Raw genomic sequence first — 14,412 nt, 5'->3', positions numbered from 1 at the left:
TATCAAATATAAGAATTCTAAATTTGTGTTTTCAATTACTCATATCTAAACTCGTAATTATGCAACTTGTTTTCGCATCAAACAACTTAAATAAAATCAGGGAAATTCAAAGTATCCTAAACGGATCAATACAATTACTAAGCCTCGAAGAAATTGGCTGTCACGAAGAAATTCCTGAAACAGCTGATACTATAGAAGGAAATGCGATTTTGAAAGCCAATTATGTGACTGAAAAATATGGTTACGATTGTTTTGCAGATGATACAGGTTTGGAAGTTAAGACTCTAAATGGAGAACCTGGTGTATATTCAGCAAGATATGCGGGCGAACAAAAAAATGCTGACGATAATATGAATAAACTTTTAGATGCCTTAAAAGGCAAATCAGATCGCAGCGCACAGTTTAAGACCGTTATTGCACTAAATATAAAAGGAGAACAGCATTTATTTACCGGAATTGCAAAAGGGGCAATTACTCTGGATAAAACTGGAAATCATGGTTTTGGATACGATCCTATATTTCAGCCTGAAAATTATACTGAAACATTTGCTGAATTATCTTCAGATATTAAAAATAAAATCAGTCACCGTGCGAAAGCAACTCAGCAACTAATTGATTTCCTGAACTCCACAAAATAATTGTTTTAAATACAACATATTAAAGGGTAAAATTTATATTACTAGACGTAAAATTATTCATTCTAACATCGAATTGATATTGCGACAAACATAACTTTTTGATAATCAAATCATAACAAATGCATAATTCTTAAAAATGCATTAGTTTATGTGAAATATTAACAGTAATTTTGCACCCTATTTTAAAAATATATATGAATAAATTTGAACAATTAGGATTGAATGAATCGTTACTGAAGGCGATTTTAGATCTAGGATTTGAGAATCCGTCAGAAGTACAGGAGAAAGCGATTCCCCTATTATTGGAAAAAGATACAGATATGGTTGCGTTGGCTCAGACAGGGACAGGGAAAACGGCAGCTTTCGGTTTTCCGCTAATTCAAAAAATTGATGCTGACAACAGAAATACACAAGCATTAGTTTTATCGCCAACACGAGAACTTTGTTTACAGATTACCAACGAACTTAAAAACTACGCAAAATACGAGAAAGGTATTAATGTGGTAGCAGTTTACGGCGGGGCTAGTATTACAGAGCAAGCTAGGGACATTAAGAGAGGCGCACAAATTATTGTGGCTACTCCGGGAAGAATGCAAGACATGATTAACAGAGGTTTAGTAAACATTAAAAATATAGATTACTGTATTCTTGATGAGGCTGACGAAATGTTAAACATGGGATTTTATGAGGATATCGTTTCTATTTTATCTGATACTCCTGATCAAAAAAGTACATGGTTGTTCTCTGCAACTATGCCACAAGAGGTTGCCAGAATTGCAAAACAATTTATGAGCGACCCGGTTGAAATTACTGTTGGAGCTAAGAACTCAGGTTCTGCAACAGTTTCTCACGAATTTTACTTAGTAAATGCACGTGATCGTTACGAAGCTTTGAAACGTTTAGCTGATGCTAACCCGGACATTTTCTCTGTGGTTTTCTGTCGTACTAAAAGAGATACTCAGGCCGTAGCCGAAAAATTAATTGAAGATGGATACAGCGCTGCTGCATTGCATGGAGATTTATCTCAGGCGCAACGTGATGGCGTAATGAAATCTTTCCGTGGAAGACAAATTCAGATGCTTGTTGCTACTGACGTTGCTGCACGTGGTATTGACGTTGATAATATTACTCACGTAGTAAATTACCAACTTCCTGACGAGATTGAAACATACAATCACCGTTCTGGACGTACTGGTAGAGCTGGAAAATTAGGAACTTCTATTGTAATTGTTACAAAAAGTGAGTTGCGTAAAATTTCTTCTATTGAAAGAATTATCAAACAAAAATTCGAAGAAAAAACAATCCCATCTGGAATTGAGATCTGCGAAATTCAATTATTGCACTTAGCAACTAAAATTAAAGATACTGAAGTTGATCACGAAATTGACAACTATTTACCAGCTATTAACAATGTTCTTGAAGGTTTATCTAAAGAAGAATTGATTAAGAAAATGGTTTCAGTAGAATTTAACCGTTTTATTGCTTATTACAAAAAGAACAGAGATATTTCTACCCAATCTGGAGAAAGACGCGAAAGAACTGATTCTGAGCCAAGAGAATTCAATAATAACGGAGCAGTTCGTTATTTTGTAAACATCGGTTCAAGAGACAACTTCGATTGGATGACTCTTAAGGATTACCTGAAAGAGACATTAGATTTAGGTCGTGATGACGTTTTCAAAGTGGATGTAAAAGAAGGTTTCTCTTTCTTTAACACTGATCCTGAGCACACTGATAAAGTAATGGAAGTATTAAACAACGTACAATTAGAAGGACGTCGTATTAATGTTGAAATTTCTAAAAATGATGGTGGCGGAAGACGTGACCATAACGGACGCTCTGGCGGTGGACGTTCTTCTGGAGGGCCAAGACGTGAAGGTTCTGGCGGAGGCAGTTTCGGACCAAGACGTGAAGGTTCTGGTGGCGGAGGTTTTAGAAGCGACAGAAATTCAGCTCCAAGAGAAGGAGGCGGTTTTAGAAGTGATAGAAACTCATCTGCTCCAAAAAGAGAAGGTGGTTTTAGAAGCTCTACTCCAAGAACCGAAGGAGGTTCAGACAGAGCTCCAAGACGTTCTGACAGCTTTGGTGATTCACCAAAACCAAGAAGACCAAGAAGAGACTAATAAGTCAATATCTTAAAATACAAAATCCCAAATTCCAGACATACTTGGAATTTGGGATTTTTTTTATATAAAAATCTCCTTCTGAATTGACGAGTCTTGTAATTCAAACAAAATTTAAATCTCCTTGCTCCTTTTTACTTAAATACTAAAAGCAGCAATTCTTGCTTTGTTAATTTTCTGATAATTATATTCGAAGACTGCGAAATATTTAATCCCGATTTACTACTTTTAGTGCTTTAAATCAGGATATGAAATATTTCGCAGTTTTCTTTTTTACACTATTCTCAACTTTTGGTTTTGCACAAGACACAGAATCTAATGTTCCGCAAAGAGTATCAGGATACATTATCAATGACAATAGTAAACAACCTCTTCCTAACGTAAATATCATTAACACAAACAAAGTTCGTGGAGCAAAATCTGACGCTAAAGGATACTTTGAAATTGATGTACAGCCAAATGATACGATTCACTTTTCGATTTTAGGTTTTCAGTCTTTGAGAATTAGAGTTACGAATGACTGGATAAAAAATAAAGTAACCAGAATTCAGCTTACTGAAAAAGCGATTGCACTTGAAGAAGTTATCATTGCGCCTTTTAGTTTAACCGGTTATCTTGAAGTTGACTCAAAATTAATTCCTACCAAAGAAAATTATCGTTACAGCATTTCAGGTCTTACACAAGGTTATGAAGCCGGAGAATATTCGCCAAATGCTTTTGGAAAGGTATTAGGATCTATTTTTAATCCAGCTGACGTTTTATATGGTTTCTTTGGAAAAAATGGAAAAGAGCTCAAGAAATTAAAGGAAATGAAGAAAGACGATACGGTGAGAAATCTTTTGGAATCAAAATACGATCGCGAAACTGTTTCTGTACTTTTAGGCGTTAGTAAAGATGAAATTCCGGAGATTTTGCAGCGCTGCAACTATTCTGATTCTTTTATTCAAACTGCAAATGATTTACAAATTATGGACGCAATTAGCGCCTGTTATGAACAATATAAAGTACTAAAACGTAATTAATTTTACCTTTTAACCAGAAAATCAAAATCCTCATTTACGATTCGTAACTGAGGATTTTTTGTTTAAACAATTAATCAATCCTAAAACCTGTGTAGAGAGAAAAAAAATACCACAGAGAACTCAAAGTATTTTTTAATATGCTAAGTTTTGTAAAAAACACAAAGTTCACAAAGCTTTGCGGACTTTGATTGTGTAACACAACTTAAACCTTAGCGAACTCTGCAGAAAAACCTTTGCTTTCTCTGCGTTAAAAAATAATTAGCCAGTATAAAATTTTTAATATTCCCCCACAACATTTAGCATAAATCAAAAAAACATCCATTAACTAAAACAAAAAACCATGATTACAATACCTTTTCAAACTATTGACTGGACACAAATTGAAAAAACAGAACATCCGGGAGAAACCGGAACAGCTTATTGGCAAACGTTACAACTAAGCGGTTTACGCCTTCGAAAAGTAACTTATTCTGAAAATTATATGGCAGATCATTGGTGTCAAAAAGGGCATATTGTACATTGTATGGAAGGTGAATTTATAAGCGAATTAGAAAACGGAGAAAAATTTGAACTTTCAAAAGGAATGACTTATGTGGTTTCTGATGATGCAAGTTCGCATCGTTCTATAACAACAAAAGGCGTAGAATTGCTAATAATTGACGGAGACTTTTTAAAATAATATTCTACATAAAATCAGAATATTATAGTTATATTTACTTACATAAAAAAAGAAATAACTAAATTTAAATATCATGGCAAAGAGTCAAGACGCTAAAAAAACGGTTAAAAAAGAGCCGTTGAAAACAGCAAAAGAAAAGAAAGAAGAAAAAAGAGAAAAGAAAAATTCTCCTAAAAGAGACTAATTTTTGTATTCAGTCACAGTTTACAGTTCAGTCAAACTGAATACTGTAAACTGCGACTGTAAACTTTATTTTACCGGTATATTCGAAAGAATTTCTAATACAAATTTCCAATATTTTTGAGCAGATGAAATACTTGCTCTTTCATCTGGAGAATGGGCACCGTGAATTGTTGGTCCAAAAGAAATCATATCCATATCAGGATAATTTGTTCCTAAAATTCCGCATTCTAAACCAGCGTGACAAGCTACAACTTTTGGCTTTTCACCATTTTGTTTCTCATAAATTCCTACCAAAGTATCTAAAATTTCAGAATTTACATTTGGTGTCCAGCCTGGATAAGAACCGGAAAGTTCTACTTCGCAACCTACCAATTCAAACGCAGAACGCAATGAATTTGCCAAATCAAATTTTGAACTTTCAACAGAAGAACGCGTTAAACATCCAACTAAAATTTCACCATCTTTTACAATAACTCTGGCAATATTATTTGAAGTTTCAACCAAATCAGCCATGTCTGCACTCATTCTGTAAACACCATTATGAGCGGCATAAATTGCTCTGATGATTCCTTCCTGAACACCTAAATCCATTACTTTTTCTGGTAAATCGCATTTTACGATTTCAATAGTAAGATTTGGTTCAGTCGTTTTATATTCAGCTTTAATATCATTGATAATTTCCTGCATATCAAAAATGTAGGCCTCATCAAACATTTCAGAAATAATTACTTTAGCAACACTTTCTCTCGGAATAGCATTTCGTAAACTTCCACCATTGATTTCAACAACTTGTAATCCGAAGTTTTCAAAACCATCAAATAACAAGCGATTCATAATTTTATTGGCGTTACCAAGTCCTTTATGAATATCCATTCCTGAATGTCCTCCATTAAGTCCTTTTACAGTAATAATATGACCAACTGAACCTTCAGGAACTTCTTCTTCATGATACGTTCTTGTAGCCGTTACATCAATTCCTCCAGCGCATCCTATATCAATTTCATCGTCTTCTTCTGTATCTAAATTCAATAAAATCTGTCCTTGAAGAATTCCTCCTTTTAAATTTAAGGCTCCCGTCATTCCTGTTTCTTCATCAATTGTAAACAACGCTTCAATTGCAGGATGCGGAATATCTTTACTCTCTAAAATGGCCATGATTGTCGCTACTCCTAACCCATTGTCAGCTCCCAGAGTTGTTCCTTTAGCACGAACCCAGTCACCATCAACATACATGTCAATTCCTTGCGTATCGAAATCAAAAACGGTATCTGCATTTTTTTGATGCACCATATCAAGATGTCCCTGCATTACAATTGCTTTGCGATTTTCCATTCCCGGCGTGGCAGGTTTTCTAATGATTACATTTCGAATTTCGTCTTCAAAAGTTTCTAAACCTAAGCTGTTTCCAAAGTTTTTCATAAACTCGATTACGCGTTCTTCTTTCTTAGACGGACGCGGAACGGCGTTTAAATCTGCAAATTTATTCCAAAGTGCTTTCGGTTCCAGATTTCTTATTTCCTGACTCATTATATTTTGTTTGAAGTTTAACAATTAAGAGCTCCAAAGTTACAAAGTTAAATACTTTTTTCGCCACAAATTTCACGAATTAGCACTAATTAAAATAGCTCTAAATCGGAATGTACAAATTAAAGGAAACAATTAATTAGTGAAAATTAGTGGAATTCGTGGCTAACTTTTTTTTATCATTCAATATTGTATTTATATTTACGTATCCAAAATTTAAATTGTGAAATCAAAATACATTTTACCCTTATTTCTATTAATTCAAATTATCTTTTTAAAAATCCTTCCCTATTTTCCGGATTTTGTTGAAGGCTTTTACAGCAACAATTTATTTGTTAGAATTTCACACTTTTCAAGATCGCTTTTAGGAAAAATTCCGTTTTCAGTCGGCGATTGCATCTATGCTGTTTTGCTTTTGTCTATAATAAGCTGGTTTTGGAAAATACGAAAAACATGGAAAACAGATTGGAAAGACCATCTTTTAAAAATTTTAGGCAAAATTTCAGTTTTTTACTTTTTCTTTCATGTACTATGGGCTTTTAACTATTATCGCGAACCTCTTTTCGAAAAAATGGAAATCAAAAGAGAATATACTGATGCTGAATTTTTAGCTTTTACAAAAAGACTAATAGTTAAGACGAATGAAATTCAATTTTCCATCACAAAAAATGACAATGCAAAAATTGTTTTTCCTTACTCTCAAAAGGAATCATTTCGAATGATCTTAAATGGTTATGATAATTTAGCCAAAGAACATCCTTATTTTAAATATAACATCTTAAGTGTTAAGAAATCATTATTCAGCACACCTCTGACATATATGGGGTTTGGCGGTTATTTAAATCCGTTTACTAACGAAGCACAAATTAATGACTTACTGCCAATGTACAACTTTCCTCAAACGACAGCTCACGAAATGGCACATCAAATTGGTTTTGCCAGTGAAAATGAATGCAATTTTATTGGTGTTTTGGCTTCTCTTAAAAACGACAATCTTTACTATCAATATGCAGGATATAGTTTTACATTACATTATTGTCTGGGAATCTGGAAATATAAAAACGAGAAAGTTTTTAATCAGTTAAAGAAATCAGTACATATTGGAATTTTAAAAAACTATAAGGAAAGCGAGGATTTTCACAAAAAATATAATACTTTTCTCGATGAAGGTTTTTATTTTCTTTATGATAATTTCCTGAAATCAAACAATCAAAAAGACGGTATGGACAGTTATAGTAAATTTTTAGATTTGATGGTGAATTATTATAAAACCAGAAAATTATAAGAGTTTGCCACGAATTACACGAATCGTCACGAATTTTTATTTCTCTTTATAATTACAAATTTATGCAGAATTTGGGAAATTTGTGAAATTCGTGGTAAAAAGAAAAACTAGTTGTAACAAAAATGATTTCATAACTACTAATACATTATGACCGAAAACCTAGAACAATCATTTGTTGCGCAATTGCAGGCAAATCAGAATATAATCCACAAGATTTGTAGATTATATACTGCCGGCGAAGATGCACATAAAGATTTGTTTCAGGAAATAACAATTCAGCTCTGGAAAGCGTATCCAAAATTTAGGGGCGACAGCAAATTTTCGACCTGGACGTACCGCGTTGCCTTAAATACCGCCATTACTTTATACCGCAAAACCAAACGAACCGTATCGACAGTAGAATATGAAAGCCATCAACATTTTGTAAAAGATGTTGATTACAATTATGAAGAGGAAGAACAAATTAAATTGATGTACAAAGCAGTTTATCAACTTAATGACATCGAAAAAGCATTAGTTTTTATGTATTTAGAAGACAAAGATTATCAAGAAATAGCCGAAACTCTCGGAATCAGCGAAGTGAATGCACGTGTGAAAATGAACAGAATTAAAGGGAAACTCAAAAAAATACTAAATCCTTAAAAATTATTTATGAAAGAACTGGATTTATTAAAAAAAGACTGGAAAAAGAACTCGGATTCTTTTGAACAAATTTCGGAAAATGAAATCTACAAAATGATTCATAAAAAATCTTCTTCGATCGTGAAGTGGATTTTGATAATCAGCATTTTAGAGATATTATTCTGGACAGTTTCAAACTTCTTTTTTAGTACAGATGAAATGCTGATTAAGATAAAACACGCAGAAATGATATTTTATCTTGAACTTTTAACCTATTTCAATTATGTAGTAGTACTGATATTTGTGTACTTTTTTTACAAAAATTACAAAACAATATCAACAACAGGTTCTACCAAATTATTGATGAGCAGCATTTTGAAAACCAGAAAAACGGTTCAATACTACGTTTGGTACAATTTAGGAATGGCTGTTTTAAGCTCAATTATTAGCTTTTTTATTGCCTTTGTATATAATCCCGAAATGGAATTTTTAAGAGATAAATTATCTGCAAACGGAAAAGCAATGATGATGACGGTTGGTATTCTGTTTTTGGTAACTCTGGCCTTCTTAGGAATATTCTGGTGTTTCTACAGATTGTTGTACGGAACTCTATTGCGAAGATTATATGCTAATTACAAAGAGTTGAAGAAGATAGATTTTTAAAAAGGTTCAAAGGTACAGAGTGACAAAGGTTCAAAGTTTTTTTTAAGTCTCTAAGGTTCTAAGCTACTAAGTCCCAGTTTTCCAACCTAAAACAAAAGTTTTTCAATCTAAAATCTAAACTCTGAAATCTAAAATCATTAATATTCCCATCTTCTCAATTTGTTAAGTTCTTCTTCCGCTTTAATTTCTTCAGCAGGAATAACTTTTAAAAATGATGGATGCTGTTCGATGGCATATTCTACTTTTTCAACTATTTCGTCGATCGTATCATTTTCATAATCAATATCAAGAGGTTCTTTGATGATGAAAGACTGCAAAATTCCTTTCTTTTTCATTCGTAAACCTTTTTTATCAAATGAACGACGGAAACCATCAATTACAATAGGAATTACAATCGGTTTATGTTGTTTGATGATATGTGCAGTTCCTTTTCTAACGGGTTTAAATGATTTTGTAGTTCCTTGCGGAAACGTAATTACCCAGCCGTCTTCAAGCGCAATTCTAATATTTTCGGTATCGTTTGGGTTTACATCACGTTTTTCTGTTACATCGACACCTTTAGCCCGCCAGGTTCTTTCTACGGTAATAGCGCCAACATATGCCAAAATTCTTGGTAATAATCCGGCCTGCATAGTTTCTTTGGCTGCAACATAATACAAATTCATTTTAGGCTGCCACAAATAACCGATATTCTTAATTGTATCCTGACGTCCGCTTAAACTTGCATTAAACACATGAAACATAGCTACAACATCAGCAAAATAAGTTTGGTGATTGGATATAAACAAAACATTTGTATCAGGTAATGTTTTAATAATTTCAGATCCTTCAATCTGCAAATCATTAAACCCTCTGTATCTTCGGTGTGTCATAGCACCCAAAATACGGATTAACCATTTCTTGATAAATAATATATGTCCGAAAGGATTTCGTTTAAACAATCCCATAGCAGTGTATTGTGTTATTTTTTGTTAGTTCGCAAACATACAAAAATTATTCGTTTAGCAATAGCAATAAGCAATTTCGGAAAAATTTTGTTATTCTTATGAATATCAAATTGTTAATTTTATGTTTTTACAAACTTTCCTGAAAACTCGTTTTCAAAACTTCTCTAAGTTCGCTTAAAATCATGGCTGTTGCCCCCCAAACGATATGATTTTGAATATTGAATGCGGGAACTAAAATATTAGATCCATAAGAAGTTGACAATGTGGCTTCCATAATTATTTCATCGTCTAAAAAAATTGAAAGCGGCAACTCTATAATATCTGCTACTTCACGAACATCCGGATAAAATGAAAGTTCATCATGCGAAATTCCTAAAAAAGGATGTACCAAAAAATTACTTGGCGGAATATACATTGGAGAAAATTCCTTTATAATTTCTATCTTTTCAGATAGAATTCCCACTTCCTCCTGTGTTTCCCGAAGTGCAGTTGCTTCGTAACTGATATCAAAAGTCTCATATTTTCCTCCCGGAAATGCTATTTGTGACGAATGAACTCCTTCATAAGCATTTCTGACTATCAAAACCAAATGGGTTTCTTTATTTTTTGGATACAAAAGCATCATTACAGCAGCAATTCTGGGATTTACAGCTTGTAAATCAAGATTTTTTAACGCTTCGGTACGCTCTTTTGGGGCCATTTTTATATGCGCAGCCTCTGCCGGAAGTTCAACTGGAATTAAATTAGGAACATATTGCAAAAAATCTTGAAAATCCATATTCAAAGTTTATTTTTGTACTTTCAAATAAAATATAAATATAGTTCAGAAAACGCGGTTCTACAAGTTTTCACAAATCAAAGCCATAAAAATGTACAGTAGAGAAGAATCACAAAAGTTAAAAAGAGAGTTTTGGGTGGCTTTCGCCGAAAAATATCCACGTAAATGGGTACTTTATGACACCAAAATCAAAGACTTTTCTTTTAAATTTTATGTAGATAATAAAAAAGCACAGGTCTTAATTGATATTGAACAGCGAAGCGATGAAAAACGAACTGCTTATTTCGAAAAAATAGAAGCTTTAAAAAATATTCTCGAAGAAGAATTTATAAAAAATCTGGTTTTCGAAAAGAACTATACGCTTGAAAGCGGTAAAACCATTAGCCGAATTTGGGTAGAAAAACAAGGTGTTGGTTTTAGCAACCGCAATAATTGGGATGCTATTTTTGATTTCTTTTTTGAAAACATGCATGCTCTTGAAATGTTTTATCTGGAGTATGATGAGTTTATTAAGGATATATCTTAATGAAGGTTCTGAGATTCTGAGAGGCTAAGTTTCTAAGATTTTTATATAGTTAACCCGACAAGTTTTTAAAAAACATGTCGGGTTTTATATCTCAATAAATATTTTATTCCTTTAAAGGCCCAGTTTCTGAGCTAACAAAACTAAAACAAATACAGTCGCAAGACTGTAATAATTATTCCAGCCTTCTTTCTTTTTTTGATCTGAAGTAGCACGTTGATTGTATTTATACCAAAAATATCCATTCAATATTAATAGTAATACATAAATTGCAATTAGCAAATTACTTGAAAACATACTTTATTTTTTTTATCATTTATCCTTTCATTGCTTGAAAAAGTATAAGTCCCGTTATAATCATCTTCAGCTGTAATAATCCCATTAGCATGTACAGTATATTGGATACATAAAATTTGGATTCTAAACACTAAAAATATTATAAACAATAATATGATCATCGTAATTAATATATAATTGCTTGCGATAATCTTGTTTTTTTCTGGTGATAATAGAGATTTTACAATCTCTGCCATCATTATCTTTACACATAAAAGAATATACTATATCGGTATCATTTTCTTCTCTTTCTATATAATCTAAAATACTAAAAAGCTGGATTTCCTGAGAATAAACTACAATACGGTGTTTATTAGTATCAAGTATTACAGAAAGATTTACTAAATCAAGATTGGACCACTCGCCCCATTTTCCTCTCTCATTTTTCTCCAAAACACTAAAACCAGATGTTTTAAATTGGTATGCCTGACTATAAGTTTGTTGCAAACCAAGTCCTAAAAAAAATAATATAATATAATAAGTGCGGATAATTTTCATAATATAATTCTTGCAGATAATTAAAATTCAAATTTAGCCTTTTCCTGAAGGGCAATTTCAAAATCTGCTATCATTTCTTTAATAATTTGTTCAACAGGTAAAATCTCATGAATCAACCCGGCTACTTGTCCAATTTCAAGTTCGCCTTCATCAAGATCTCCTTCAAACATTCCTTTTTTTGCCCTCGCTCTGCCTAATAACTGAACTAAATCTTCTTTTGAAGGACATTTTTCATATAAATCCTGAACATCCTGATAAAATTTATTTTTAATCAATCTAACAGGAGCTAATTCTTTCAATGTCAATTGCGTATCTCCTTCTTTTATATCAACTATCTTTTGTTTGAAATTATTGTGTGACGATGCTTCAATTGATGCTGCAAAGCGACTTCCAACCTGAACTCCGTCTGCACCCAAAATCATGACAGCCAGCATTCCGCGTCCAGTTGCAATTCCACCCGCTGCGATAATCGGAATCTGAATTTTTTCCCGTACTATTGGAATCAACGTCAAAGTTGTAGTTTCGTCACGACCATTATGACCTCCTGCTTCAAAACCTTCCGCTACAATAGCATCCACTCCTGCATCTTGTGCTTTAAGAGCAAAAATACTGCTGCTTACAACATGCACAACCGTAATTCCTTTTTCTTTCAAAAAAGAAGTCCACGTTTTAGGATTTCCTGCGGAAGTAAAAACGATTTTTACATCTTCTTCAACAATAATATTCATTATTTCTTCGATGTTTGGGTATAACATCGGAATATTAACTCCAAAAGGTTTATTCGTAGCCTTTTTACATTTTTGAATATGTTCCCTTAAAACTTCAGGATACATGGATCCGGCACCGATTAACCCTAAACCACCGGAATTACTTACGGCAGAAGCTAATTTATAACCACTATTCCAAATCATTCCTCCCTGAATTATTGGATATTTTATATTGAAAAGTTGCGTAATTTTATTCATTAAAAAGTATTATTGCTTGATAATCTTTCCGGTTTTATGCAAACCTTCGGCTTCAAAAGTATAAAAATAAAGTCCGCTTTTTAAAGGCTGAACAGAAACAGTCGGATTTTCGTTTGTTATTTCCGTTTCAATAAGCTTTTGTCCTAAAACAGAATAAATTACAATCGAAGCTTTACTATTTTGTTCTGAAAAAGAAAAAGAAACATCTGTTTTTACCGGATTTGGAAACACTGAAAAAGAAGTAGCTGTTTGAAAATTTTCTACTCCTAAAGTCGACCCGAAATTAGGAATTCCGTATCCGTAATTATTATCCGGGGTCGTATACTGGCTTGATGATTCCAAAATCATTTGCCTGATTTCTTTATTGGTTTTAGCTGGAAAAGCCTGCCATAAACAAGCAACCATTCCCGCCATGATCGGGCATGAAAACGAAGTTCCGTTTGATGTTCCTATAGTTCCATTCACGTTAGCAATTACCGAAGCTGTTCCTTGTGCCATAATATCCGGCTTAATTCTGCCATCAGAACTTGGCCCAATAGAACTAAAACTCGATCTTACTTTAGAAGCCGCAACAGATCCGATTGCCAATACTGAAACCGCATCAGCCGGAGAACCAATATGTGGTTCAGCCTTCGCTCCTTCATTTCCGGCAGAAGCCAAAACTACTATTCCCTTACTAAACGCTATTTCTGCACCACGCGAAATAAAATTGGTTATTCCGTTCATATCACTATAAGTATGATTGTACCGTGGTTCGTCACGCTCACCAAAATACCCTAATGACGAAGTAATAATATCAACCCCTAAGGCGTCTGCTCTTTCGGCGGCTTCTACCCAAAGTGATTCTTCCAGAGGATTTTCCAGAGCATCAATTTCTGTAATAAAAAGATAATATGAAGCGTTTGGAGCAGTTCCTATCAAAGCATTTTCTTTGTAACCGCCCATAGTAGAAAGCACCAAAGTTCCATGGCTACCTCCTGTATAGAAATTCGCATTTCTGGTGGTAAAATCGTAACCTCCCAAAATTCGATTATTATTTCTAAGATTTTCAAATGGCTGTGTTGTATTAACACCAGGAAATCCTGCATCTAAAACCGCTATAATTTTTCCTTCTCCGGTAAAATTCTGCTGATGCAAAACTTGTCCGTTCAGCATCTGAATCTGACTGGCAGAATTACCGTATGCATAATCAATCGCAGTTTCGAGCTTATTCAGCGTTTGACCTGTTCTGGTTTCTGAAACTTTTTTTGATGTTGTATTTAAAGTTTTATCAGCAAAATCTACTTTTTGTACAAACGATAATGATTTTAAAGCATTAATATCTGTTTGTGTACCACGAATATGAAGTGCATTTAACCATTTTGACTGCGCCATTACAGTTATTCCTATACTTGCTTTAATTTGGTCGATAAAGGAAGTTTCGACAGGTGCGTCTGTTAAATCCAACGCTATGTTTTGATTTGTTCTTCGATCTAAAGCTTTTTGCGAAAGTTCTGTCAACGGATTATTAAAGAACAATTGAGCATTAGGTTTTGCATTGAAATAAACCCACGCTTCTTGTTGCGAAAATACGGTGATCGAAAGAAGTAATAAAAGAAATGTAAAGTTATATCTCATAGTTTACTTT

Annotated in this window: 15 protein-coding genes; 8 read left to right on the top strand and 7 right to left on the bottom strand. The window is 33.4% G+C overall.

Features of this window, described 5'->3' with window-relative positions:
- The first annotated feature begins 59 nt into the window (after positions 1-59).
- The 4 genes from RT99_RS02875 to RT99_RS02860 all read left to right on the top strand — a co-directional run bounded on the left by RT99_RS02875 (position 60) and on the right by RT99_RS02860 (position 4,462).
- Positions 60-638, top strand: coding sequence for a non-canonical purine NTP diphosphatase (locus RT99_RS02875; RefSeq protein WP_042563231.1), 579 nt, complete (start codon positions 60-62; stop codon positions 636-638).
- A 194-nt stretch (positions 639-832) separates the two neighbouring features.
- The gene (locus RT99_RS02870) at positions 833-2,761 is read left to right on the top strand and encodes a DEAD/DEAH box helicase (protein WP_042563230.1); all 1,929 of its coding nucleotides are present in this window, start codon (positions 833-835) and stop codon (positions 2,759-2,761) included.
- A gap of 248 nt (positions 2,762-3,009) precedes the next feature.
- Complete coding sequence (locus tag RT99_RS02865; protein ID WP_042563229.1) at positions 3,010-3,783, top strand: carboxypeptidase-like regulatory domain-containing protein; 774 nt, start codon at positions 3,010-3,012, stop codon at positions 3,781-3,783.
- 340 nt (positions 3,784-4,123) lie between these two features.
- Positions 4,124-4,462 carry a DHCW motif cupin fold protein gene (locus tag RT99_RS02860; protein ID WP_042563228.1) on the top strand — a complete coding sequence of 113 codons (339 nt, stop codon included), beginning with the start codon at positions 4,124-4,126 and terminating at the stop codon, positions 4,460-4,462.
- A 249-nt stretch (positions 4,463-4,711) separates the two neighbouring features.
- On the opposite strand, the gene RT99_RS02855 is transcribed toward RT99_RS02860, so the two are convergent.
- Entirely contained in the window at positions 4,712-6,172 is a 1,461-nt protein-coding gene (locus tag RT99_RS02855; protein ID WP_042563227.1) for an aminoacyl-histidine dipeptidase, read from the bottom strand.
- Between the two features lie 220 nt (positions 6,173-6,392).
- On the opposite strand from RT99_RS02855, the gene RT99_RS02850 reads away from it, so the two are divergent.
- From RT99_RS02850 to RT99_RS02840, 3 genes are all read left to right on the top strand, one after another.
- Complete coding sequence (locus RT99_RS02850; protein WP_042563226.1) at positions 6,393-7,454, top strand: DUF3810 domain-containing protein; 1,062 nt, start codon at positions 6,393-6,395, stop codon at positions 7,452-7,454.
- A 147-nt stretch (positions 7,455-7,601) separates the two neighbouring features.
- Positions 7,602-8,096 carry an RNA polymerase sigma factor gene (locus RT99_RS02845; RefSeq protein WP_042563225.1) on the top strand — a complete coding sequence of 165 codons (495 nt, stop codon included), beginning with the start codon at positions 7,602-7,604 and terminating at the stop codon, positions 8,094-8,096.
- A 9-nt stretch (positions 8,097-8,105) separates the two neighbouring features.
- Positions 8,106-8,738 carry a hypothetical protein gene (locus RT99_RS02840; protein ID WP_042563224.1) on the top strand — a complete coding sequence of 211 codons (633 nt, stop codon included), beginning with the start codon at positions 8,106-8,108 and terminating at the stop codon, positions 8,736-8,738.
- A 137-nt stretch (positions 8,739-8,875) separates the two neighbouring features.
- Here the strand turns inward: RT99_RS02840 and RT99_RS02835 are convergent, their stop codons facing one another.
- Entirely contained in the window at positions 8,876-9,685 is an 810-nt protein-coding gene (locus tag RT99_RS02835) for a 1-acyl-sn-glycerol-3-phosphate acyltransferase (protein ID WP_042563223.1), read from the bottom strand.
- Between the two features lie 127 nt (positions 9,686-9,812).
- Positions 9,813-10,463: a CoA pyrophosphatase gene (locus tag RT99_RS02830; protein WP_052483520.1), complete on the bottom strand. Its 651-nt coding sequence runs from the start codon at positions 10,461-10,463 to the stop codon at positions 9,813-9,815.
- A gap of 91 nt (positions 10,464-10,554) precedes the next feature.
- Between RT99_RS02830 and RT99_RS02825 the strand changes: the two genes are divergently transcribed.
- Positions 10,555-10,989, top strand: coding sequence for a DUF4268 domain-containing protein (locus RT99_RS02825; protein WP_042563222.1), 435 nt, complete (start codon positions 10,555-10,557; stop codon positions 10,987-10,989).
- Positions 10,990-11,100: 111 nt separating this feature from the next.
- Here RT99_RS02825 and RT99_RS25205 read toward each other — a convergent pair whose 3' ends face one another.
- From RT99_RS25205 to RT99_RS02810, 4 genes are all read right to left on the bottom strand, one after another.
- Positions 11,101-11,283, bottom strand: coding sequence for a hypothetical protein (locus RT99_RS25205; protein WP_131494892.1), 183 nt, complete (start codon positions 11,281-11,283; stop codon positions 11,101-11,103).
- Positions 11,284-11,406: 123 nt separating this feature from the next.
- Positions 11,407-11,820: a hypothetical protein gene (locus tag RT99_RS02820; protein ID WP_042563221.1), complete on the bottom strand. Its 414-nt coding sequence runs from the start codon at positions 11,818-11,820 to the stop codon at positions 11,407-11,409.
- Positions 11,821-11,840: 20 nt separating this feature from the next.
- The gene (locus RT99_RS02815; RefSeq protein WP_042563220.1) at positions 11,841-12,785 is read right to left on the bottom strand and encodes a nitronate monooxygenase family protein; all 945 of its coding nucleotides are present in this window, start codon (positions 12,783-12,785) and stop codon (positions 11,841-11,843) included.
- Positions 12,786-12,794: 9 nt separating this feature from the next.
- Positions 12,795-14,402: a S8 family serine peptidase gene (locus RT99_RS02810; RefSeq protein ID WP_042563219.1), complete on the bottom strand. Its 1,608-nt coding sequence runs from the start codon at positions 14,400-14,402 to the stop codon at positions 12,795-12,797.
- Between the last annotated feature and the right edge of the window lie 10 nt (positions 14,403-14,412).

Origin of the sequence: Flavobacterium sp. MEB061 (assembly GCF_000834715.1) — a bacterium.
In the GTDB taxonomy this organism is placed as follows: Bacteria; Bacteroidota; Bacteroidia; order Flavobacteriales; family Flavobacteriaceae; genus Flavobacterium; species Flavobacterium pectinovorum.
Note: the sequence above shows the minus strand (reverse complement) of the source record. Positions and strands in the feature narration are given on the sequence as shown.